Source organism: Serratia sp. TSA_7 (assembly GCF_052692135.1).
Window position 1 is genome coordinate 220,227 of record NZ_JBQZFU010000001.1, and the last position, 23,924, is coordinate 244,150.

Genomic DNA, 23,924 nt, shown 5'->3' on the forward strand with positions numbered 1-23,924 from the left:
AGGACGCTGAGACCTTTTATGCGTATTGTTAAGCTGTCACCGCAGTCACTCGCGTTTCCTTCGCCAGAGGGCGCACTGCGCGATCCTAACGGCCTGCTGGCCATTGGCGGCGACCTGACGGCGCCGCGTTTGCTGGCCGCCTATGAGCGCGGTATCTTCCCCTGGTTTTCGCCGGGGGAGCCCATTCTGTGGTGGTCGCCTGACCCGCGTGCCGTGTTGTTCCCGGCGCAATACCATATCAGCCGCAGCCTGAAACGCTTTCTGAGCGGCAATCCCTTTCGCATTACGCTGAACCACGACTTTGCCGCGGTAATAACCGCTTGCGCCGTTCGGCCGCATGAAGGCACCTGGATCGGCCCGGAGGTGCAGCGCGCCTACCTGCATCTGCACCGCCTCGGTTTCGCCCATTCAGTCGAGGTATGGCAGGATAAAGAGCTGGTAGGCGGCATGTACGGCGTGGCGCAGGGCGCACTGTTCTGCGGCGAATCGATGTTTAGTCGCACCACCAACGCCTCCAAGTGCGCGCTATTGGCTTTTTGTCGGCATTTTGCCGCTTATGGCGGAGAATTGATTGACTGTCAGGTGCTTAACGCTCACACTGCCACGCTGGGAGCGAGAGAAATCCCCCGCCGCCAATTTTTACAACAGCTCAGCAACCTCCAGCGCAAGCCGTTAGCACCGGAATGCTGGGCAGCGCAAGTGTTACCCCCACAGCAGGCTGAACCACCCTCCCCAACAAACTAATTTTGCGGAAACGGTGCAATGTTCACCGACACGTCTTTACATAATGTGGGTTTTTCGGCATTATCTTGCCGGTTAAAAACTAAGGTAGTTAGACCTAGAGGATTCGATGGCCAAAGAAGACAATATTGAAATGCAGGGCACCGTTCTTGATACGCTGCCGAACACTATGTTCCGCGTTGAATTGGAAAACGGGCACGTAGTAACCGCACATATCTCCGGTAAAATGCGTAAGAACTACATCCGCATCCTGACGGGCGACAAAGTCACTGTAGAGCTGACCCCGTACGACCTGAGCAAAGGCCGCATTGTCTTCCGTAGCCGTTAATCGGCTCACTCGTCGCCAGCCGATGGCGGCACCGAGGATGTAACCCCTCCGGAGCCCTTTCCGTTTACCCCCGTAGCAACGTTCAACATCGAGTTGCAAGAGCGCAGGTAAACCGAGAGGGCTCGCTCATTTTTGTAGCGGTGATGAAATACTTTCACCCATAAAAAAAGCGATGCCGAAGCATCGCTTTTTCATTATCTGGACTGGCCGGCCTTTAGTGCACCGCACCTTCATCCGCTTTGCGTTTCTGAGCGCTGAGGAAGTGGTAAGTCAGTTTCTGGTTGTCTTTGTCCAGTTCGACCTTCACCGAGCCGCCGTCCACCAGTGAACCGAACAGCAGTTCGTTGGCCAACGGTTTCTTCAGGTTTTCCTGCATCACACGCGCCATCGGACGAGCGCCCATCGCACGGTCGTAGCCTTTCACCGACAGCCAGTCACGCGCTTCGTCGCTCACTTCCAGCGACACACCCTTCGCATCCAACTGTGCCTGCAGTTCGACAATAAACTTATCGACAACCTGCTGGATCACCGTGGTCGACAGATGGTTGAACCAAAGAATGTTGTCCAGACGGTTACGGAACTCCGGCGTGAACACTTTTTTGATCTCTTCCATCGCATCGGTGCTGTTGTCCTGCTGCACCAGGCCGATCGATTTGCGTTCTGTTTCACGAACCCCGGCGTTGGTGGTCATCACCAGGATCACGTTGCGGAAGTCCGCCTTGCGACCGTTGTTATCGGTCAGGGTGCCGTTGTCCATAACCTGCAACAGCAGGTTGAACACATCCGGATGCGCCTTCTCGATTTCATCCAGCAACACCACCGAGTGCGGATGTTTGAGCACCGCATCGGTCAGCAGCCCGCCCTGATCGTAACCGACATAGCCCGGAGGCGCGCCAATCAAGCGGCTGACGGTATGACGTTCCATATACTCGGACATGTCAAAACGCAGCAGTTCGATATCCATCGCCTTCGCCAACTGCACCGTCACCTCGGTTTTCCCGACGCCGGTTGGCCCGGCAAACAGGAAGGAACCGACAGGTTTGCGATCGTGGCCCAGACCCGCACGGCTCATTTTGATCGCTTCTGTCAGCGCTTCGATCGCCTGATCCTGGCCAAACACCAGCATTTTCAAACGGTCGCCCAGGTTTCTCAGCACATCGCGATCGCTTGCCGACACGGTTTTTTCCGGGATACGCGCAATACGCGCAACCACAGACTCAATGTCCGCAACGTTGACGGTTTTCTTTCGCTTGCTGATCGGCATCAGCCGGCTGCGAGCGCCCGCCTCGTCGATCACGTCGATAGCCTTGTCCGGCAGGTGACGGTCATTGATGTACTTCACCGACAGCTCAACAGCCGCACGCACCGCCTTGGCGGTATAACGCACGTCATGGTGCGCTTCGTACTTGGTTTTCAGACCGTTGATGATCTGAATGGTCTCTTCCGGCGTCGGCTCGGTAATGTCGATTTTCTGGAAGCGACGGGCCAGCGCACGGTCTTTTTCGAAAATGTTGCTGAATTCCTGATAAGTGGTGGAGCCAATCACCCGGATCTTGCCGCTGGAGAGCAGCGGTTTAATCAGGTTGGCCGCATCCACCTGCCCACCGGAAGCCGCACCGGCACCGATGATGGTGTGGATCTCATCGATAAACAGGATGCTGCTCTTGTCCTGCTCCAGCTGTTTCAGCAACGCCTTGAAGCGTTTCTCGAAGTCGCCGCGGTATTTGGTACCGGCCAGCAGCGAACCGATGTCCAGGGAATACAGCGTGCAATCCGCCATCACTTCCGGGACGTCGCCCTGCACGATACGCCATGCCAGCCCTTCGGCAATGGCGGTTTTACCCACGCCGGACTCGCCGACCAACAGCGGGTTGTTTTTACGGCGGCGGCACAGCACCTGAATAGCGCGCTCCAGCTCTGGGTCGCGGCCAATCAGGGGATCGATACCGCCCACACGGGCCAACTGGTTGAGGTTGGTGGTGAAGTTTTCCATACGGTCTTCCCCTCCGGACTGCTCTTCGTTCACCGGGTTTTCCGCATTTGGCGCTTGGCCCGGCTCGTCTTTACGTGTGCCATGTGAAATGAAATTCACTACGTCAAGACGGCTGACGTCGTGTTTGCGCAGCAGATAAGCCGCCTGCGACTCCTGCTCGCTGAAAATCGCCACCAGCACGTTGGCGCCGCTGACTTCGCTGCGGCCGGAAGACTGCACATGGAATACGGCACGCTGCAGCACACGCTGGAAGCTTAGCGTCGGCTGAGTGTCGCGCTCTTCTTCGCTGGCAGGCAACGTCGGCGTGGTTTGTTCGATAAAGGCTTCCAGTTCCTGGCGCAGCGCGGCCAGGTCTACCGTACATGCCTCAAGCGCCTCTCGCGCGGCAGGGTTGCTGAGTAACGCCAGCAACAGGTGCTCCACGGTCATAAACTCGTGTCTGTGCTCACGCGCTCTGGCGAAAGCCATGTTGAGACTGAGTTCCAGTTCTTGATTGAGCATAAGCACCTCCCCAATAGTTGCCAAAATCTAGGCTTTTTCCAGCGTACAGAGCAACGGATGCTCGTTCTCCCTTGCATAACGGTTCACGTGTACGACCTTGGTTTCCGCCACCTCGGCGGTAAAAACACCGCAGATCGCCTTGCCTTGATAGTGGACCGTGAGCATCAGTTGCGTTGCACGTTCAATATCATAAGAAAAGAACTTTTGCAGAACGTCAATCACAAATTCCATCGGTGTGTAATCGTCGTTGTTAAGTATAACTTTATACATAGACGGCGGTTTTACCGCATCGATTTGTTTTTCTTCGGCCAAGTGTTCAAAATTCAGCCAATCGTTGTTATTGCCCATTGCTGCTCATCTTCTCTGCTCTGTCCTCTGATATGGGGACAGGTTCCGGTTATTCAAAGTGGGGTATCACTACTATTTTATCATCTTCGTCATCATCTCGCCGTACTGGAACGTGCGCAAAAATCTCTGACAAATTGTTACCAAACAATGTCAATAGCGTTAACTGCTTCAAACTTTGATGAACTGCCTCCTGCGGACAAAAGCCGATCCCTTGACGTGATGATCATTTGCTCTAGAGTGTAAATTCGTGAGCTGGTGGTCTTTTAACCGCCCCGTGCTCATCTGCTACCTGCCTTTGGCGGGTGCGAATTCAGTTATTCATCTCACCTAAAATAGCGTTGCGAGGGATGTAAAAGCATGGAGACGGGTACTGTTAAATGGTTCAACAACGCCAAGGGGTTTGGGTTTATCTGTCCTGAAGGCGGCGGCGAAGACATATTCGCCCATTATTCAACGATTAAAATGGATGGGTACAGGACACTAAAAGCCGGCCAACAGGTCAGTTTTGACGTGCACCAAGGGCCGAAAGGGAACCATGCGAGTCTTATTGTGCCGCTGGAAAGCGAGGCACTGGCCTAAACGCTGATGCAGAGCCAGCCTAAAGCAACCCGCTAAAAATGCCAGCCGCCGTGTGACTGGCATTTTTTATTATACGCTATAATGTCGAATTGCCGCTAATCACGCCGCAGCGCCAAATACCACGGAGATAGGCTATTACTCGCGCGCCAGTGCATCAATCGGGTTAAGCCGGGCAGCACTGCGTGCAGGCAGATAACCGAACACCACGCCGATACCGGTAGAGCACAAAAACGCGCTCAACAACGCCGCCGGCGGGAAGTTAATCTGCCAACCTGGCAGCACCAGTTGCACCAGCAACCCGATGGCGAAGGACAGCGTAATCCCCAGGGCACCGCCAACCAGGCACACCAGCACCGCTTCAATCAGGAACTGCTGCAATACGTCGCCGGAACGGGCGCCCACCGCCATACGGATGCCAATCTCGCGCGTACGCTCCGTCACCGACACCAGCATGATATTCATCACGCCGATCCCGCCGACCACCAATGAAATCACCGCCACCAGCGTCAGGAACAGCTGCAGCGTGCGCGTGGTTTTCTCTGCGGTCTGCACCAGGCTGTCCATGTTATAGGTGAAGAAGTCTTTCTTGCCATGACGCAGCGTCAGCAAACGCGTCAATTGCTGCTCCGCTTCCTGGCTATTGTAATCGTCACGGATACGCACGGTGATCGAATCAAAATAGGCGTTGCCCATCAGCCGGTTGGCCATGGTGCTGTAGGGAACCCAAACGTTCAGCGTCTTGCTGCTGCCGAACATCGACTGTTTCTCCTTCGCCACCCCGACCACCGTTGCCGGCATGTTACCCACCAACATCACCTCACCCACCACATTCTTCTGGTGCGGGAACAGCCGGCGCTGGGTGTTGGCGTCGATAACCACCGTTTGCGCCTGCGACTGTACCTGGAACGGATCAATACCGGCCCCTTGGGTGAAAGTCATGCCGTAGACGCGGAAAAACTGCTCGCTGACCCCGGTCACATTGGCCGCCACATCGACGTTGCCCAACCGCAATCGCATGCTGCTGGCGATGGTCGGAGACAGTGCGCTGATATAAGGCTGCTCGCGCAACGCATCAAGATCATCATATTTCAACGACTGACGAAAGGTGGGATCGTCGTCGCCAAAGTCCTTGCCGGGGTAAATATCCACCGTATTGGTGCCGATGGATTTGATATCCGCCAACACCATCTGCTTGGCGGCGTCGCCGATCACCAGGATCGAGACCACCGAAGCGATGCCGATAATAATGCCCAACATGGTGAGCGCAGTGCGCATTTTATTCGCCGCCATCGCCCGCCACGCCATCACCAGCGCCTCGCGGAAGCGGCCGGCCATCTGCTGCCACGACGGTGCCGGCGCGGCCAGTTCCAGCGGTTTGGCATTCGGATTGCCCTGCTGCGCCGGGCGTGAATCGGCAATGATCTCGCCGTCGCGGATTTCAATGATCCGCTCAGCCTGCCGAGCGACAGCCGGATCGTGAGTAACGATGATCACCGTATGCCCCTGCTCGCACAGTTGCTTGAGGATAGTCATCACCTCTTCACCGGAATGGCTGTCGAGGGCGCCGGTCGGCTCATCTGCCAGGATCACCTGGCCGCCGTTCATCAGCGCGCGGGCGATACTGACGCGCTGCTGCTGGCCGCCGGAAAGCTGGCTCGGCCGGTAGCTGACGCGTTCACTCAGCCCAAGGCGCTGCAGCAGCGCTACCGCACGTTCCCGCCGCGCTGCCTTGCCCAGCCCGGCGTAGACCGCCGGCACCTCGACGTTATGCGCCGCGCTCAGATGAGGCAGCAAATGGTAGCGCTGGAAGATAAAACCAAAATGCTCGCGCCGTAGCCGGGCCAAGGCATCGCCATCCAGCGTCGCCACATCTTGGCCTGCCACCCGGTATACGCCGGCGCTGGGCTTGTCCAGACAGCCGAGAATGTTCATCAGCGTAGACTTGCCAGAACCGGAGGCGCCCATGATTGCCACCATTTCACCGGCGTCGATGCTCAGGCTCACGCCTTTCAACACGTCCACCGTCTGATCGCCCGACTGATAGCTGCGGCGGATGCCGCTCAGTTGTAACAGCGCCGCCATCAGTTGGCCTCCGAGCCGCCGCGGCTGACAATAACTTCATCCCCGATGCTCAAGCCGCTCGTAATTTGTACGTCAATATTATTACGCAGACCTATGGTTACCTCGCGTTTCTCTTCCTTGCCCTGTTTCAATACCGCGACGTGGTAACGGTTATCGGCGATTTGGTCGCCCAGCGCCGCCAGAGGAATGACCTGCGCCTGGCTGACGCCCGCCAGTTGAATATGCACCTGCGCCGTCATCTGCAGACGCAGCAGGCCTTCGGGGTTCGGCACTTCGAAACGCGCATAGTAAAAGATGGCGTTGTTAACCTTTTCCGGCGTCGGCTGAATGTCTTTCAGCACGCCGTCAAAACGCCGGTTAGGATCGCCCAACACGGTAAACCAGGCCTTCTGACCCGGTTTGAGGCTGATAACGTCCGCTTCCGAGACCTGCGCTTTCACCAGCATGGTGCTGAGATCCGCCAACGTCAGAATGTTCGGTGCCTGCTGCGCGGCGATTACCGTCTGGCCTTGCAGCGTGGTGATCTGCACCACATCGCCGTCCATCGGCGCTTCAATACGGGTAAATGCCAGATTGATTTTAGCGGTGTCCAGGCTGGCCTGATTGCGGGCAATCTGCGCATTGATAGTGCCGACCTGCGCCTTCTTCACCGCCAGTTGCGTCGCCGCCTGATCCAGATCCTGGCGCGATACCGCTTGTAACTTCGCCAGTGCCTGATTGCGCTGCAGCGTCACCGCCGCCAGTTGTTGTTCGGCCTGGGCCTGTTGCAGTTGAGCGTGCAGTTCACGCAGCGTCGCCTCACCCTCGCGGATACTGTTTTGTGCCTGCTGCGGATCGATCACGCCAAGCAACTGGCCTTTTTTCACCTTATCGCCGATCTCAACATACAGACTTTCCAACTGCCCGCTGACCTGCGCACCAACGTCAACCTTGCGCACCGCGTCAAGCTGGCCGGTCGCCAGCACATTTTGCTGCAGGTCGCGCTTGGCCACCTTCACCGTTTTAAACTGGGTTGGCGCCGGGCGGCTGAAATGCCAGATCGCCAGCGCGGCGATCGCCGCCACGACGATCAGTGCGATGCCCCAGCGTCGCTTATGTCCTTTAAACATCATTGATGCCATCTTCCTTTTGTTTTTTATCACTTACTTCAAATAACCCAGACGGTTTACCCGGCATCTCATCCGGTGTAAATCCGTTATTCATCATGCCCATAGTAAGTTGAACGGGATTATAACCTTCACGGACTATGTGCGCATTAAGTCAGAATTAAGAGCAAACCATGAGGGAAACTGGCAGCAATAGATGAAATTATCCTCGGCATCTCCCGCTACTTAACGTCCGATAAACGTTGCAGCAGAGAATGGTTTGGGAAAAGCAATCTGGCCGCTCGTTTTGGCGCGAGGCTGCTTTTCGCAAGAAGGTAATTTCAGGCGGAAACGGAGCAAAAGTGCCCTGTACAGCAATAGGGTGTAACTAAACCTTAGCTCAACACAATGTGGAGACATCCTTGGTTACAGTTAAGCATTGAACTCCCGTTTAGCGAAAGCTTGCTGAAATAGCGCTATTCGACACTGCCAAGGATTTCATCATGTCTCAGCTCAGCTATCCACTCGTATCTGCACGCCCGCTTAACGGTTGGCAACTGATGACGGCACTGATTAATGGCGATATGGCGCCGAGTAATGCCTGGAAAAAAACCTCATTCCGCCTGAAGTTTATCGGCCGATCGCTGTTTTGCTGGCGCACTACCAGCGCCCTGCTGAACACGCTGGCGTCCAATCCTCTGCGGGATGAGATTCTGAGCGCGCAGCCCAATCTGCCCTGCAAGCTGCATCGCCCCTACCTGGCGGCGAACATGAACAAGATCGAGTGCCTGTTCGCCCTGCGCGATCATTACGCTCTCAGCGCGCAGCGCATGCCGCTGAAAATGCGTATCGGTCATCTGAAGAAACCCTTTGTGCTGGCCACCGCCAGCGGCAAAAGCGGCGAATCGGTTTCGCTGGAACTGTCGGCCATCGATAATTTGAACAAAGAAGGGGAAGCCACCCTGCTGCTGCGTAACGCCAACGGCATTATGCTGGCGGAAATCACCTTTGCGCTGATGCACTATCAGCAACAGCCGACGCTGTTCATCGGCGGCTTGCAGGGGGCCAACAACCAGGTGCCGCACGCGGAAATTCAGCACGCCACCAAGGAATGCCACGGGTTATTTCCGAAACGGCTGGTGCTGGAAGGCATCTGCACGCTGGCTCATCATCTGGGCATCCGGCAAATAGTGGCGGTTGGCAATACCACCCATATTTATCAGAATTGGCGTTATCACAGTAAAAAGAAAGCCCAACTGCACGCCGATTACGATCAGTTCTGGAGCTCAATGGGCGGCAAGATGCTCGACAGCGGCTACTTCCTGCTGCCGGAGCGCATCACGCGTAAACCGATCGATGAGGTGGTCAGCAAGAAACGGGCAGAATACCGCCGTCGTTATCAATTGCTAGATGAACTGGAACAGGGAATGGCCGAACATTTCAGTACCCGATAAGACTGCCGGGCGCCTAATCCGCCCGGCCGCGCGCCAGCCAGATCACACGCGAGAACATTTTCTTCAGCAATGGCGGCACGGAATCGGTGCCCCACTCGCCGGCCTGCATCGCCACTTCGATAGCCAAATCGGGTTTCGAAGAGTGATGCACCGCCTTCAGGATCACCTTGCGTATCGGCATCTGAGCATTGATCGGCACAGAAGCTACGCGGTGATAAACCGGGCTGAAGCCCTCGCGGAACATAAAGTGTTCCATATCCGGCGCCGGCAGCGCGGTCAGGCGATCACGTTCGCTGTCGCCGTGGTTATCCAGCAAACTGCGCACGGTGTTGGCGTATTTCTTCCCGGCCTCGTCGCCGTCCACCAGCGCATGCCATTCAATGCCCATGCGGCGAGCAAACCTCAGCAACGGCTTCAGGCCGCACTGGGCGAATTCAATCACCCGTACCCCTTCCGCTTCAAAGTGATAGCCGCACTGGCGCGCCAGTTCACTCAGCAGCCAAACCTCCGTCTCGCCTTCCACTAGCAGCCAACAGCGGGCAAACAACGATGACGGTCGGTTAAAGCGAATATGAAAAGCAATCCGCCGCCCATCCTCCGGCCCCAGCCCGCGTGGCCCAAGCCGATAAGTGGCAACCCGCCCCGACTCGCGCACCAGCCGGCAAACGTGTTCCACCGGAACCAGCGACACCAGTTCGCTGGAATTGGTGGTGGTGATGCGCTGCAGCGGCAACTGGTTGAGCAACCCCCAGGCCACCGACAGCATGATCGGGTGCAACCGGGTTTCCGGGTCCTCCACCAACAGCAACGGACGGGCGTGCGGATCCAACTTGACGTTGCCCTTGGCCTGCAACAGCGTAGAAAACATGCCCAGCAAAATCAGCCGCATGCTGCGGCTGTTCGGTTCAGCGACCATCCGGTTGATGCTGTCCAGCGAGCGCCACGCCTGCTGGTCCTGATCTTGATCCAACCGGTGGCTGCGCGGGCGCGCCACCTGCGATCCCTGCTCAGCGAAGTAGTGTTCCAGCAGTTGCTGCATCGCCGCCAGTCCCTGACGCAGTTCGCCATTAGTCAGCTTTTGCGGATTGCGCACCAGTTCGCGCGTCAATTGATCCAACTGCTGAGCCAGCGCCTGATTATCCGCAGGGTGCTCGTCATTGAGCGTGCTGGGCCGCAAGCGGCGAATAAAACGCGCATCGCGCAAACGCAATACCGGGTGAATACGGATAATGGCGTGCGCCAGCTGTTCGATATGATGCAGTTGCATCGCATTGCCCTCGGCGTCCAAAAAACTGCGCCAGGTGCACACCGTATCGTCATCGGCCAGTTCGCCTTCGCAACGGTAATAAATGCGGTTCAGATTATCATCGCCCTTGACCCACAGCGGCGACAGGTGGCGATAACGGGGGAGATGAGCGTGCCCGAGGTCTTTCTCGCAAAAGGTAAACACCACCTGCAAGTGCCGGTCTTTGGCCGCCTCTTCGCCGGGAGGAAAATGGAAGTCGTGCACTTCAAAACGGTATAGCTGTTGCTCCGGCGCCAGCAGCAGGGTCAGCGCGTCGAGCAGGCTGGATTTACCCCAGGCGTTTTCGCCGAGCAGCAGCGTGTTGTCGTCCAGCATCAGGGACAGCCGATTAATGCCGCGGAAACCTACAATCTCGATACGCTCTAAGAACATCTGCCGCCTCCCGTGCGTGCCGTCACCGTCCTCAATGAAGGTGACCTTTCCAGAGCATGGTCAAAAAACCCCTTGCAGGTCAAGCAGACTGCATCAAATCTGCCGCTTTACTCCGGTCACCGTTTTGGTTAGCGTGTGGGCCTCGCCGGTCATCCGCGCACCGCCCCCAGAACAAAGGACGCAAGCTTCACCATGTATTCAGGACTGTTGATTATTCTGTTACCGCTGATTGCCGGTTATCTCATCCCCTTACGCAGCCGGACGTTACTCCAGGCCATCAACCGCCTGCTGAGCGGGATGGTTTACGTGATCCTGTTTTTTATGGGCATCAGCCTGGCATTCCTGGAAGATTTGAGCAGCAACCTGTTGCTGATATTCCAGTACGCCGCGGTGTTTTTCCTGTGTATCTTGGCTGCCAGCTTGCTGATGCTGACGCTGCTGGAACGCAAAATGCCCTGGCGCAACAGCCATAAACAAGAACGGCTGCCTTCGCGCCTGCACATGGCGCTGGAATCGCTCAAACTGTGCGGCGTGGTGCTCGGCGGTTTCCTGCTCGGTCTGACGCAGTGGCAGTGGCTGCAGTTTGCCGGAAAGGGCAGTGAATACGCGTTGATTTTCCTGTTGCTGCTGGTGGGTATCCAACTGCGCAACAGCGGCATGACGCTGCGTCAAATCGTGATTAACCGGCGCGGCATGATAGTGGCGGTGGTGGTGACGATCAGCGCACTGGCCGGCGGCGCGCTGGCGGCACAACTGCTGGGGCTGCCGATCAAAGCCGGGCTGGCGATGGCTTCCGGTTTCGGCTGGTATTCGCTTTCCGGTATTCTGATCACCGACGCTTATGGCCCGGTACTGGGCAGCGCGGCCTTCTTTAACGATCTGGCGCGCGAGTTGGTGGCAATTATGCTGATCCCGACCCTGGTACGCCGCAGCCGTTCCTCGGCGCTGGGCCTGTGCGGGGCCACCTCGATGGACTTTACCCTGCCGGTGTTACAGCGCAGCGGCGGGTTGGAAATGGTACCGCCCGCAATCGTGCACGGTTTCCTGCTGAGCCTGCTGGCGCCGGTACTGATCGCCCTGTTCTCGTGATTTCTTCCGGGGGCTATGCCCCCGTAAAGCGTAATAATTCCCATCCGCAGGGTAAAATTGCGCTAAATCAAACTTGCCCACAGTAGTACCACAAAAGCCTTTTTAAGCCCCGGTTGCCGATCTATGCTCATAAACAAGCATTATAAATGCAACTTTAAAAAAGGAAGCGATTATGTTCTGTGTGCAATGTGAACAAACCATCCGTACCCCGGCAGGCAACGGCTGCTCTTATGCTCAGGGCATGTGCGGCAAAACGGCGGAAACCTCCGATCTGCAAGATCTGCTGGTAGCGGCGTTGCAAGGGTTGTCCGCCTGGGCTCTGCTGGCCCGCTCGCTCGGGATTATCGATCACGAGATCGACAGCTTTGCCCCGCGCGCCTTCTTCTCCACTCTGACCAACGTTAACTTCGACTCTGATCGCATTGTCGGCTACGCGCGGGAAACCCTCCTCCTGCGCGACGCGCTGGCCACACGCTGCCGGCTGCTGGACGCCGGCGCACACGTCGATCATCCACTGGCGAGTCTGCAACTCGACGGCGACGACATGCCGACGCTGTTGCAGCAGGCGGCGCAATTCGCCCTCAACACCGACAAGGCCGAGGTGGGCGATGACATTCACGGCCTGCGCATGCTGTGCCTGTACGGCCTCAAAGGGGCGGCGGCCTATATGGAACACGCCCACGTACTGGGCCAGTTCGACGACCAAATCTATGCCGATTACCATGCCTTTATGGCCTGGCTCGGCACCCAGCCGCGCGACGTGGATACCCTGCTGAACAACGCCATGGGTATCGGCAAAATGAACTTCAACGTGATGGCGATCCTCGATCACGGTGAAACCCAGGCCTATGGCGATCCGATCCCCAGCGGCGTGAATGTGCGCCCGGTAGCGGGCAAGGCGATTCTGATCTCCGGTCACGATCTGAAAGATCTGCGCATGCTGCTGGAGCAAACCGAGGGCCAGGGCGTTAACGTCTATACCCACGGTGAAATGCTGCCGGCGCACGGCTATCCCGAGCTGAAAAAATTCAAACATCTGGTCGGCAATTACGGCAGCGGCTGGCAGAACCAGCAAATCGAGTTCGCCAAATTCCCCGGCCCCATCCTGATGACCTCCAACTGCATTATCGATCCTGACGTCGGCAACTACGGCGATCGCATCTGGACACGCAGCATCGTCGGCTGGCCGGGCGTTAACCACCTGGAAGGGGATGACTTCACCCGCGTGATCGCCCAGGCGCAAGGCATGAGCGGTTTCCCTTATACCGAGATCGAACATATGATCACCGTCGGCTTTGGCCGCCAGACGCTGCTCAACGCCGCCGATACGGTGATCGATCTGGTGGCTCAGAAGAAACTGCGCCACGTGTTCCTGGTCGGCGGTTGTGACGGCAGCCGCGATGAGCGCAGTTATTTCACCGACTTCGCCCGCAGCGTGCCGCAAGATTGCCTGATCATGACGCTGGCCTGCGGCAAATACCGCTTCAACAAGCTGGACTTCGGCACGCTGGAAGGCCTGCCACGCCTGCTGGATGTCGGCCAGTGCAACGACGCCTATTCCGCCATCATGCTGGCGGTCAAACTTTCCGAAACGCTTGGCTGCACGGTCAACGAACTGCCTCTCAGCCTGGTGCTGTCGTGGTTTGAGCAAAAGGCGATCGTCATCTTGCTGACGCTGTTGTCGCTGGGGGTAAAAAACATCGTCACCGGCCCGACCGCACCGGGCTTCCTGACCGACAACCTGATGGCGATCCTCTACGACAAGTTCGGCATGCGCCCGATCACCACCGTTGAGCAGGACCTGCAAGCCTTGCTCGGTTGATGCCGTTGTTTTTCGGGGCCGCGCCTATGCCGGCCCCTTTGCCTTTGAGGTGCTCTATGACCCAACCCACCCCACTTTGCCCCAATCGCATGCAGGTACACTCGATCCGGCAAGAAACTGCCGACGTTTGGACGCTGAACCTGATCTGCGACGTTTTTTACCCTTATCAGGCCGGCCAGTTTGCGCTGGTCAGCATCCGCAATACCGAAGAAACGCTGCGCGCCTATACGCTGTCTTCCTCACCCGGGCAAAGCCGTTTTCTCAGCATCAGCGTGCGCTGCCTGCCGGACGGCGCGGGCTCGCGCTGGCTGACGCAGGAGGTCAAACCCGGCAATACCTTGTGGCTGTCCGATGCGCAGGGAGAGTTCAGTTGCGAACGGCACCCGGCCGATCGTTACCTGATGCTGGCGGCCGGCTGTGGCGTTACGCCGATTATCTCAATGTGCCGCTGGTTGGTAGCCAATCGTCCGGCCTGCGATATTGCCGTGATCTTTAACGTACGCACCCCTGCCGATACGATTTTTGCCGAACAATGGCGCGAGTTGTGCGCCGCGCATCCTCAACTGCAACTGACGCTGATGGCCGAACAGGATGCTCAGCCGGGCTACCTCAACGGGCGGATAACGTTAGAAGCCTTGCGACAGGCCGCGCCGGATATTGTCGAACGTACGGTGATGACCTGCGGTCCCGCGCCTTACATGACGCAGGCGGAGCAGCTTTGCCGCCAGCTTGGCGTGCCGGCAGCCCACTTCCACAAAGAACAGTTCCATACGCCGGCGGAAACGGACTCCGGGCAAGGCGAAGGGCTAACGCTGCGCGCCGCCCGGCCGCTGCGCGAGTTCCGCGTACCGGTCGGCAGCACGCTGCTGGCAGCGATGGAAGCCCATGCGCTGCCGGTTAACGCCGCCTGTCGCGCCGGGGTCTGCGGTTCGTGCAAAACCCGCATCCTCGACGGTGACTACACCACCACCAGCAGCATGACGCTCACCCCGGCCGAGATCGCCCAAGGGTATGTGCTGGCGTGCAGTTGCCAATTGCAGGGTGACGTTACCCTCGCCTGACGGCCATAGCCCCATCTCGCCGATGGGGCATTTATCGGCAAGCAGGCTTTGAAGCCCCCTTCTACACTTTCCCCTGTTCCGTGCGTTTTATTACATTCATCTGACGCTAAAAAAGCCTTAATGATTCATGCCCACTGGATTTCAAGTTGCAGCCCATAACGCTGTGGCGTGAAAGATAAAGGGTCCTTTACAACGCTTGGGGGAATTATGAAGCAAACCGTAGCCACGCTGGTCGCCAAAACGCTTGAGCAGGCCGGCGTGAAACGCATTTGGGGCGTCACCGGCGATTCGCTCAATGGCCTTAGCGACAGCCTGCACCGCATGGGCACCATCGAATGGCTGGGCACGCGCCACGAAGAGGTGGCCGCGTTTGCCGCCGGCGCAGAAGCCCAGCTCACCGGCCAGTTGGCGGTTTGCGCCGGCTCCTGCGGCCCGGGCAACCTGCACCTGATCAACGGCCTGTTCGACTGCCACCGCAACCACGTGCCGGTATTGGCGATTGCCGCCCATATTCCTTCCAGCGAAATCGGCAGCGGTTATTTCCAGGAAACCCACCCGCAAGAACTGTTTCGTGAATGCAGCCACTACTGTGAACTGGTCTCCAATCCGGAACAGCTGCCCCGGGTGCTGGAAATCGCCATGCGTAAGGCGATCCTCAATCGTGGCGTGTCGGTGATCGTGCTGCCGGGCGACGTGGCGCTGCGCATGGCGCCGGAAGACGCCAGCATGGTATGGCATACCCCGGCGCTGCCGCTGGTTCAACCGCCGATGAGCGAGCTGAACAAGCTGGCGGCCATACTGAATCAGGCGAAGAACATCACGCTGATGTGCGGCAGCGGCTGCGCCGGTTCGCATGACGAAGTGGTCAAGCTGGCCGAACTGCTGCAAGCGCCGGTGGTCCACGCACTGCGCGGCAAAGAGCATATCGAATGGGACAACCCGTACAGCGTCGGCATGACCGGGTTGATCGGCTTTTCGTCCGGCTACCACGCGATGATGAACGCCGATACCCTGGTGCTGCTCGGCACCCAGTTCCCGTACCGCGCGTTCTACCCGACCAACGCCAACATCATTCAGATCGACATCAACCCCGGCAGCATCGGCGCACATTGCCCGGTCAACATGGCGCTGGTGGGCGATATCCACACCACCCTCACCGCCCTGCTGCCGCAACTGGAACCGAAGAGCGACCGCACGTTTCTTGACAAGGCGCTGGAGCACTACCGCACTGCGCGCAAAGATCTCGATGGGCTGGCGAGCGCCAATGACGATCAGCCTATCCACCCGCAGTATCTGGCGCAGCAGATCAGCCAATACGCCAACGACGACGCCATCTTCACTTGCGACGTCGGCACACCGACAGTGTGGGCGGCACGCTACCTGAAAATGAACGGCAAACGCCGCCTGCTGGGTTCGTTCAACCACGGTTCGATGGCCAACGCCATGCCGCAGGCCATCGGCGCACAAGCCACCGAGCCGGGCAAGCAGGTGATCGCCCTGTGCGGCGACGGCGGTTTTACCATGCTGATGGGGGATTTCCTGTCGCTGACCCAGTTGAAATTGCCGGTCAAGATTGTGATCTTCAACAACAGCGTGCTGGGTTTTGTGGCCATGGAAATGAAGGCCGGCGGCTACCTGACCGACGGTACCGATCTGCACAACCCGGATTTTGCGGCGATTGCCAACGCCGCCGGCATCAAGGGCATTCGCGTCGAGAAGGCTTCGGATCTGGACGCTGCGCTGCAAGAAATGCTGGCGCACCCCGGCCCGGCCCTGTTGGATGTGGTGACCGCCAAACAGGAACTGGCGATGCCGCCGCAGATCAAATTCGAACAGGCCAAAGGCTTCAGCCTGTATATGCTGCGCGCCATTATCAACGGCCGTGGCGACGAAGTGGTCGAACTGGCGAAAACCAACTGGCTGCGCTGATCCTCTGCGGGCGCGGCAACCGCTGCGCCTGCCATTTTCCGCTTTTGCCACGCGATAATCCGGCTATGATGGAAGCCATTTTCCGGATTGATGCTGAGGAGTTGTATGCTTATCGATTTACGCAGTGACACCGTGACCCGCCCCTGCGCCGCCATGCGCCAAGCCATGGCGCAGGCCGAAGTGGGCGATGACGTTTATGGCGATGATCCCACGGTAAACGCGCTGGAGGCGGAAGCGGTTCGTCTGTCCGGCAAGGAAGCGGCGCTGTTTCTGCCGAGCGGCACCCAGGCCAACCTGGTGGCGCTGTTGAGCCATTGTCAGCGCGGCGATGAGTATATTGTCGGCCAGCAGGCGCATAACTATAAATACGAGGCCGGCGGCGCGGCGGTGCTCGGCAGCATCCAGCCGCAGCCGATTGAGGCGAACCCGGACGGCACCCTACCGCTGGACAAGGTCGCGGCGGCCATCAAACCCGATGACATTCACTTCGCCAGAACCCGTTTGCTGAGCCTGGAAAACACCATCAGCGGCCGCGTGCTGCCGCAGGAGTACCTGCAACAGGCCTGGCGATTCACCCGTGAGCATCAGTTGGCGCTGCACATCGACGGCGCGCGCATCTTCAATGCCGCCGTCGCGCTGAACCTGCCGCTGAAAGAGATTGTGCAATACTGCGACACCTTCACCATCTGCCTGTCGAAAGGGCTGGGTGCGCCGGTAGGTTCGCTGCTGTGCGGCAGTGAAGCCTTTATTCAGCGCGCCGTGCGCTGGCGCAAAATGACCGGCGGCGGCCTGCGCCAGGCCGGTATTCTGGCGGCGGCGGGTTTGTATGCGCTGGAGCATAACGTCGAACGGCTGCGCGATGACCACGACAACGCCAAATGGCTGGAACAGCAATTGCAGGGGATGGGCGTGGAAATTGCTGAACCGGGCGCCCAAACCAACGTGCTGTACCTGCGCCAATCGCCAGATCTGGCCGCAAAGCTGGGGCCGTGGATGCGAGAGCGTGGCGTGCTGATCAGCAGCGGGCCGCTGACGCGCATTCTGACCCATCTCGACGTCAGCCGTCAGGATCTGCAGCAAGTCGTCGATTTATGGCGGGAGTTCCTTCGCCAGCATGCCTGAATCCTGACCCGAACGGGGCGCCACTGCGCCCCGCCTTCAGAGGATCCAGCGGCCGTAAACCCAGTACCAGATCCCCAGCGTCGCCACCAGGTTCAGCACCACGCTGAGGATAAACCAGGTTTTGAACGGCTGTTTCTGGGTTTTATGGCGAAACAGCTGCTGTGCGACTATCGCGCCAATCCATCCCCCCACCAGCCCAAACACCAACAAGGTGCTTTCCGGCACCCGTTGCCAACCCTTGCGCGCAGCAAACTTATCCGCGCCGTACACCAGCAACGTCAGCAGGTTGGCCAACAGCCACCACATCCCAATCGGATGCAGGAAAAACAGGCTGGCGACTAAAGCCAGGCCCAACAGGGCATAACAAACAGCATTCAGTTTCATATCATCCGGCTTATCACAGGCAAACGGCCCGTAGTGTGACCCCGCCTCATGGCAGATGCAACTCCCTCATAACCACACAAAAAGTGCATTTAAACGCCAGGTTTGGCATTCTGTCACCGACTTTCACTGCATAAGGCAGCGCTGATGACACCCCAACGCGTATTGGTTCTCGGAGCCAGCGGCTACATTGGCCAGAACCTGATCCCTCACCTGATCGAGCAGGGACATACCATTACCGCCGCCGCGCGCCGTCTGGAATGGTTGCAGGACCAGAACTGGCCGCAGGTTAATTGCCACTATGTCGACGTTTATCGCCCGGAAACCCTGGGCGCCGCGCTATGGGATATAGATACTCTTTATTATCTGATCCACGGTATGGGCGACGGTGATGACTTTATTGAAAAGGAACGCCAGGCTGCGGAAAACCTGCGCGATGCGCTGCGCAGCTCCGGCGTCAAACAGGTCATTTTTCTCGGCGCCCTGCAGCCGACCGGCGACAGTTCGCCGCACCTGGTGGCACGCAAGCTAACCGGTGAGATACTGCGCCAAAGCGGCATCCCGATCACCGAATTGCGCGCCAGTATTATCGTCGGCCCAGGTTCGGCGGCGTTCGAAGTGATGCGCGACATGGTCTACAACCTGCCGGTGCTGACGCCGCCGCGCTGGGTGCGCTCTAAATCTTCGCCGGTGGCGCTGGAAAACCTGCTGGTGTATCTGGCCGACCTGCTGGCGCATCCGGCGGAAGAAAATCGCATTTTTGACGTCGCCGGACCGGAATATATCAGCTACCAGACGATGTTTGAGCGTTTCATCAGGATCAGCGGCAAGAAGCGCTGGCTGATCCCCATTCCCCTGCCCACGCGCTTTATTTCAGTCTGGTTTATCAGCCTGATCACCTCCGTGCCCACGTCCATCGCCAGCGCGCTGATTCAAGGCCTGAACCACGATCTGCCCGCCGACGGCAAACCGTTGCAAGCACTGATCCCGCAAACGCTGCAAACCTTCGATGAGGCGGTACGCGAAACCCTGCGTCGCGAGAAGGAGGTGGTCGACTCCGCCGACTGGGGCTACGATCCGGAGGCGCGGGCGCGCTGGCGTCCGGGTTACGGTTTCTATCCCAAACAGGCAGGTTGCACGCTGGAAACCCACGCGTCCAACCAGGCTTTGTGGCACCTGGTGCAGCAATTGGGCGGCAAAGAGGGGTATTTCTATGCCAACCTCCTGTGGCAGATCCGCGCCCGCATGGACGATATGATCGGCAATCGGGTGGTGTATGGCCGCCCGCCGCGCGATACGCTGGCTGTGGGCGATCTGGTCGACGGCTGGAAAGTGATCACCCTCAAGCCGCTACGTCAGCTGGCGCTCTTGTTCGGCATGAAAGCACCCGGCCTGGGGCGTTTAACCTTCACTATCAAAGATCACGGCGATCGCCGCAGTCTTGATGTCCGCGCCTGGTGGCATCCCGCCGGTTTCAGCGGGTTGCTCTACTGGTTCGCCATGATGCCCGCCCACCTGTTCATTTTTCGCGGCATGGCACGGCGTATTGCGAAGCTGGCCGAAGAGCACGAAGACAATCTGCCGTGACCCGCGGCACGGCCTGATGTTCATTTGTCGATCAACCGCACAGTTTGCTGCTGCGGTTAGGTCCTTTCCGATTGCATAGCGCACGAAATCACGGAAGAATGGCATCTTATTTGCTGGGGTGCCGCTGACGGCCTTCAGCATTCTGATTTTTGGCGAGAATAGAGTTCGTTATGAAGGTATTGGTCACCGGTGCAACCAGTGGGTTAGGCCGTAACGCCGTTGAATATCTCCGCCGCCAGGGCATAAAAGTACGCGCCACCGGCCGTAACCAGGCCATGGGCAGTTTGCTGGAAAAAATGGGCGCGGAATTCATTCATGCCGATCTCACCAACCTGATCTCGTCGCAGGCCAAAGCGATGCTGGCCGAGGTGGACGTGCTGTGGCATTGCTCCAGTTTTACCTCCCCCTGGGGCACCGAAGAGGCGTTTGAGCTGGCCAACGTGCGCGCCACCCGTCGCCTGGGCGAATGGGCGGCGGCCTACGGCGTTTCGCAGTTTATCCATATCTCTTCGCCGGCGATTTATTTCGATTATCATCACCATCGCAACATTACCGAAGACTTCCGGCCGGCGCGCTACGCCAACGAGTTTGCACGCAGCAAGGCCGCCGGCGAACAGGTGATCCAGCAACTGGCGCTGTCCAACCCGCAGACCCACTTCACCATCCTGCGCCCTCAGGGGCTGTTTGGCCCTCACGACAAAGTGATGTTGCCGCGCCTGCTGCAGATGATTAAGCATTACGGCAACCTGCTGCTGCCGCGCGGCGGTGAAGCGCTGGTGGACATGACCTATCTGGAGAACGCGGTACACGCCATGTGGCTGGCGACCCAAAAAGAGGATACGCCGTCCGGGCGCGCCTACAACATCACCAACCAGCAGGCACGCCCGCTGCGCAGCGTGGTACAGCAGTTGATCGACGAACTGGGCATGAAATGCCGGATCCGCTCGGTGCCCTACCCGATGCTGGATATGATGGCGCGCGGCATGGAGAAGCTCGGCAGTAAAAGCGAGAAAGAACCGGTGCTCACCCATTATGGCGTCGCCAAGCTCAATTTTGATCTGACGCTGGATACCACCCGCGCGCAACAGGAACTGAGTTATCAGCCGATTGTTTCGCTGGATGAAGGCATTACCCGCACCGCCCGCTGGCTGAAAGAACACGGCAAGCTGTACGGCCTGTAATCAACGCGCCGCACCGTACTTTTGCAGTAACGCATCGACAATCGCCTCGCTTTCAGCATCCGGCTCACCGCGAAAATCGCTGGGCCGGAAATGCATCTGGAACGCCGCCAACACGTTTCTCTGTTGCCGCGCATCCCACTGCGCATCGACGCCATACCCGTAGCGCGCCAGCTTTTCCAGCAGCGGCGCCAACGGCACCGCCGCATGGCGGTCGCGCCCTGCCAATCGCCTTTGCACCTCTGCCGCGTCCGGCCAGGCGCCGATCCCCGCCTCTGCCAGTTGCTGCCAGGGAAAGAGCGGCCCGGGATCCTGCTTACGTTGCGGCGCAATATCGCTGTGCCCCACCACGTCGGTCGGCTGAATGCCATAGCGCTGAATGATATCCCGGCTTAGCGGGATCAACAGCGCGATTTGCTCCGGCGTATACGGCTGCCAGTGGGTAAACAGCATGCGGCGGCTGAACCCGCGATTGACGATTTCAATGCCTATAGAGGTGTCATTCAGGCTGGTACGACCGCGCCAATAGCTGGCTCCGGCATGCCATGCGCGCAACGCTTCCGGCACCAGTTGAAAGGCAACCGGTTTGCCCTGTTCGCGCAGCGGATGCGCCGGCAGCAGGTAATGTGCGCTGACGTGTTCATCCGTCAGGGTTTTCAACGAAGAATGAAAATCTTCCGCTGTGTAGTGCATCACCAGAAAACGGATGCGCTGGTCGGCGCCTTGCGCCTGATGCAGAGTTTCAAGCTGGTAGCCGCCGCGATCGACGGTGGTACCCTGCGGTGCAGTTTGGCAGCCGGCAAGCAGCGTGGCGGCAATAATCCCTGGCCAAATTTTCACGTCGCCCTCCCCTGGTTCAGGTTCCCAAATTTGTAACTCAGGTTGATTAACTTGTATCCAATAATCAAGTTAATCAATAAATGATGACAGACCCGCCAGATGTGCAAGCGAGTATTGCTCGGCACTGGCTACTCGCCTGACAGGTGATAGCCTCATCATATTACCTGTGCTGAAATAAGCGAATAAACCATGCGCAAATCGAAGTGTTTAACCGGGTTGATCTGTCTCGCTCTGCTGCCACTCAGCGGTTGCGATCAGAAAAGTGTCGCCGGCGTAATGGGTGTAACTCAGCCCGCCGCTGCACCTGCCTATACGCCGCTAAGCGCCGATCAACTCTATCAGTTGGTGAGCCCGGTAGCGCTGTTCCCTGACAAGCTACTGGCCCAGGTGTTGGCCGGTGCGGGTTATCCCGATCAAATCAGCGCCGCAGATAATTGGCTGGCGCAGAACCGCAGCCTGCAACCGGCGGCGCTCGCCACGGCCGCAGACGCCCAACCCTGGGATCCCAGCGTTCGCAGTCTGGTGCAATTCCCTGACGTGCTGGACCAGATGGCGAAAAACCTTCCCTGGACCCGTGCGCTGGGCAATGCTTATGCCAACGATCCCACCGACGTAATGAACGCAATCCAGGTGATGCGCCAACGTGCGGCGAACAAAGGCACGCTGAAAAACTCCCCTCAACAACGGGTGGTGCTTGCGCCGGCTACCCACGCTCTCCAGCAGCAACCCTATCAACAAACCGTGGTCGCCGCGCCCGATCGGGTGATTGTGATTGAACCCAGCCAGCCGGATGTGGTTTATGTGCCGCGTTACGATCCCTGGGTGGCCTACGGAGAAACGGTGCCGAGCTACCCCGGCTATCGCTATCAACCGGCCTCTGGCTACAGCGGTGGGGATATGCTGGCGGCCGGCGTTATCAGCTTTGGCGTCGGCATCGCGGTCGGCGCCTTGATCAATCAGCACGACAACAGTTGGCATAACTGGGATGTGCACTGGGGCGATCGGCGTCAACCGGTGATTTACAACAATGCGCCTTATATATCGCACTCCACCACTGTGATTAATCGCGTTACCAATATCAATCAATACAATAATGTGAACCGCACCAATACAGTGAATAACTACAATACGCAGGTGAATCAGGCGCCGCATTTCGCTCCGACCATGCCAACGGCAGAGCACCCGGCACCGAATGTTGCCACCATGGCAAAACCGCACTTTGCCCCCCTGCAGGCAGGCAACGCTCATCCAACGGTAGGCATACCGGCCTTCACCCATTCTGCGCCTCCGGCACCCCGCCCGGTAACGCAGCCCTCCGTCGTCCATCAGCCGATGAGCATGCCAAACTTTAACCATTCCGCCCCTGCGGCAATGCCACAACATCCGCGGACGGAAACGCCACCACCGCGTCAGGCGGATAACCGGGCAACGCATCAGCCTGCGTCATTGGCAGCGGCTCCTCATCCGGTCTACGCGCCGTCACCGGCACTCAGGCCGGTGAGTCATGCTATTGCGCCGCCGGTGATGAATCGTCCGACACCGATGCAACAGCATCAACCCCCGTTGCGTCAACCGCAGGAGCAACACCCAATAGCCACGGCAAAACCACAGGAACAGCATTTGATACCCGCGGCAAAACCACAGGAACAGCATTTGATACCTGCGGCAAAACCGCAGGAACATCATTTGATACCTGCGGCAAAACCGCAGGAACATCGCCCGCTGAAGCCTGAAGAACACAAGGTGGGATAAATAAACTGCGCCCCGACGGTTGCCGGGGCGTTTCATAAAATGGGGGTTAGCGGCTGACTTTCACTGCGGTGCCGCTGACGGTCACCATCAGCATGCTGCTGTCTTTGCCCACGGTTTCATAGTCGATATCAATGCCGACCACCGCGTTGGCGCCCAGCTCTTTCGCCTGCTCTTCCAGTTCCTGGAAAGCGATCAAGCGGGCTTTACGCAGTTCTTTCTCGTAAGCACCGGAACGGCCGCCGACGATATCGCGCACGCCGGCGAAGAAGTCACGAAAAATATTGGCGCCGAGGATCGCCTCGCCGGTGACGACACCGCAGTATTCGGTAATGGTAAACCCTTCCAGGGTCGGGGTGGTTGAAAGCTGCATCAGA

Annotated in this window: 20 protein-coding genes; 12 read left to right on the plus strand and 8 right to left on the minus strand. The window is 58.3% G+C overall.

Going from position 1 to position 23,924, the window contains the following annotated elements:
* The first annotated feature begins 18 nt into the window (after positions 1-18).
* Together aat and infA are read left to right on the plus strand one after the other, a co-directional pair.
* Positions 19-744 carry a leucyl/phenylalanyl-tRNA--protein transferase gene (aat, locus tag ACUTQW_RS01090; protein WP_198640399.1) on the plus strand — a complete coding sequence of 242 codons (726 nt, stop codon included), beginning with the start codon at positions 19-21 and terminating at the stop codon, positions 742-744.
* A gap of 106 nt (positions 745-850) precedes the next feature.
* Entirely contained in the window at positions 851-1,069 is a 219-nt protein-coding gene (gene infA, locus ACUTQW_RS01095; protein WP_002211347.1) for a translation initiation factor IF-1, read from the plus strand.
* A gap of 214 nt (positions 1,070-1,283) precedes the next feature.
* Here the strand turns inward: infA and clpA are convergent, their stop codons facing one another.
* A complete protein-coding gene (gene clpA / locus ACUTQW_RS01100) occupies positions 1,284-3,563 on the minus strand; it encodes an ATP-dependent Clp protease ATP-binding subunit ClpA (protein WP_004942592.1) in 2,280 nt (759 codons plus the stop codon).
* A gap of 27 nt (positions 3,564-3,590) precedes the next feature.
* On the minus strand, positions 3,591-3,911 hold the full coding sequence (clpS, locus tag ACUTQW_RS01105) for an ATP-dependent Clp protease adapter ClpS (protein ID WP_004928347.1): 321 nt from the start codon (positions 3,909-3,911) through the stop codon (positions 3,591-3,593).
* A gap of 357 nt (positions 3,912-4,268) precedes the next feature.
* Between clpS and cspD the strand changes: the two genes are divergently transcribed.
* A complete protein-coding gene (gene cspD / locus ACUTQW_RS01110) occupies positions 4,269-4,490 on the plus strand; it encodes a cold shock-like protein CspD (RefSeq protein WP_004942590.1) in 222 nt (73 codons plus the stop codon).
* Positions 4,491-4,625: 135 nt separating this feature from the next.
* On the opposite strand, the gene macB is transcribed toward cspD, so the two are convergent.
* Entirely contained in the window at positions 4,626-6,572 is a 1,947-nt protein-coding gene (macB, locus tag ACUTQW_RS01115; protein WP_006324534.1) for a macrolide ABC transporter ATP-binding protein/permease MacB, read from the minus strand.
* On the minus strand, positions 6,572-7,684 hold the full coding sequence (macA, locus tag ACUTQW_RS01120; protein ID WP_004942579.1) for a macrolide transporter subunit MacA: 1,113 nt from the start codon (positions 7,682-7,684) through the stop codon (positions 6,572-6,574). Before macA ends, macB begins: the two co-directional genes overlap by 1 nt.
* Positions 7,685-8,160: 476 nt before the next feature.
* Between macA and ACUTQW_RS01125 the strand changes: the two genes are divergently transcribed.
* Complete coding sequence (locus tag ACUTQW_RS01125) at positions 8,161-9,111, plus strand: VirK/YbjX family protein (RefSeq protein ID WP_004942576.1); 951 nt, start codon at positions 8,161-8,163, stop codon at positions 9,109-9,111.
* A gap of 13 nt (positions 9,112-9,124) precedes the next feature.
* Here the strand turns inward: ACUTQW_RS01125 and ACUTQW_RS01130 are convergent, their stop codons facing one another.
* Positions 9,125-10,789 (minus strand): ATP-dependent endonuclease, encoded by a 1,665-nt coding sequence (locus tag ACUTQW_RS01130; RefSeq protein ID WP_004942574.1) that lies wholly within the window; start codon positions 10,787-10,789, stop codon positions 9,125-9,127.
* Between the two features lie 192 nt (positions 10,790-10,981).
* On the opposite strand from ACUTQW_RS01130, the gene ACUTQW_RS01135 reads away from it, so the two are divergent.
* From ACUTQW_RS01135 to ltaE, 5 genes are all read left to right on the plus strand, one after another.
* On the plus strand, positions 10,982-11,878 hold the full coding sequence (locus tag ACUTQW_RS01135; protein WP_004942566.1) for a lysine exporter LysO family protein: 897 nt from the start codon (positions 10,982-10,984) through the stop codon (positions 11,876-11,878).
* A 172-nt stretch (positions 11,879-12,050) separates the two neighbouring features.
* Positions 12,051-13,700 carry a hydroxylamine reductase gene (gene hcp / locus ACUTQW_RS01140; RefSeq protein ID WP_020438788.1) on the plus strand — a complete coding sequence of 550 codons (1,650 nt, stop codon included), beginning with the start codon at positions 12,051-12,053 and terminating at the stop codon, positions 13,698-13,700.
* A 56-nt stretch (positions 13,701-13,756) separates the two neighbouring features.
* Entirely contained in the window at positions 13,757-14,761 is a 1,005-nt protein-coding gene (gene hcr, locus ACUTQW_RS01145) for an NADH oxidoreductase (protein ID WP_006324532.1), read from the plus strand.
* Positions 14,762-14,968: 207 nt separating this feature from the next.
* Entirely contained in the window at positions 14,969-16,690 is a 1,722-nt protein-coding gene (poxB, locus tag ACUTQW_RS01150; RefSeq protein WP_006324531.1) for a ubiquinone-dependent pyruvate dehydrogenase, read from the plus strand.
* Between the two features lie 105 nt (positions 16,691-16,795).
* Positions 16,796-17,812: a low-specificity L-threonine aldolase gene (ltaE, locus tag ACUTQW_RS01155; RefSeq protein ID WP_006324530.1), complete on the plus strand. Its 1,017-nt coding sequence runs from the start codon at positions 16,796-16,798 to the stop codon at positions 17,810-17,812.
* Positions 17,813-17,848: 36 nt separating this feature from the next.
* Here ltaE and ACUTQW_RS01160 read toward each other — a convergent pair whose 3' ends face one another.
* Complete coding sequence (locus ACUTQW_RS01160; protein ID WP_004942554.1) at positions 17,849-18,196, minus strand: DUF1294 domain-containing protein; 348 nt, start codon at positions 18,194-18,196, stop codon at positions 17,849-17,851.
* Between the two features lie 144 nt (positions 18,197-18,340).
* On the opposite strand from ACUTQW_RS01160, the gene ACUTQW_RS01165 reads away from it, so the two are divergent.
* Together ACUTQW_RS01165 and ACUTQW_RS01170 are read left to right on the plus strand one after the other, a co-directional pair.
* The gene (locus ACUTQW_RS01165) at positions 18,341-19,780 is read left to right on the plus strand and encodes a DUF2867 domain-containing protein (RefSeq protein WP_006324529.1); all 1,440 of its coding nucleotides are present in this window, start codon (positions 18,341-18,343) and stop codon (positions 19,778-19,780) included.
* 170 nt (positions 19,781-19,950) lie between these two features.
* On the plus strand, positions 19,951-20,961 hold the full coding sequence (locus ACUTQW_RS01170) for an NAD-dependent epimerase/dehydratase family protein (RefSeq protein ID WP_004942550.1): 1,011 nt from the start codon (positions 19,951-19,953) through the stop codon (positions 20,959-20,961).
* Here the strand turns inward: ACUTQW_RS01170 and ACUTQW_RS01175 are convergent, their stop codons facing one another.
* Positions 20,962-21,798: an N-acetylmuramoyl-L-alanine amidase gene (locus ACUTQW_RS01175; protein WP_006324528.1), complete on the minus strand. Its 837-nt coding sequence runs from the start codon at positions 21,796-21,798 to the stop codon at positions 20,962-20,964.
* A 189-nt stretch (positions 21,799-21,987) separates the two neighbouring features.
* Here ACUTQW_RS01175 and ACUTQW_RS01180 point away from each other — a divergent pair, with 189 nt between their 5' ends.
* The gene (locus ACUTQW_RS01180) at positions 21,988-23,550 is read left to right on the plus strand and encodes a DUF3300 domain-containing protein (RefSeq protein WP_064798767.1); all 1,563 of its coding nucleotides are present in this window, start codon (positions 21,988-21,990) and stop codon (positions 23,548-23,550) included.
* A 46-nt stretch (positions 23,551-23,596) separates the two neighbouring features.
* On the opposite strand, the gene ACUTQW_RS01185 is transcribed toward ACUTQW_RS01180, so the two are convergent.
* Positions 23,597-23,920: a heavy metal-binding domain-containing protein gene (locus ACUTQW_RS01185; RefSeq protein ID WP_004942542.1), complete on the minus strand. Its 324-nt coding sequence runs from the start codon at positions 23,918-23,920 to the stop codon at positions 23,597-23,599.
* Positions 23,921-23,924 lie beyond the last annotated feature (4 nt).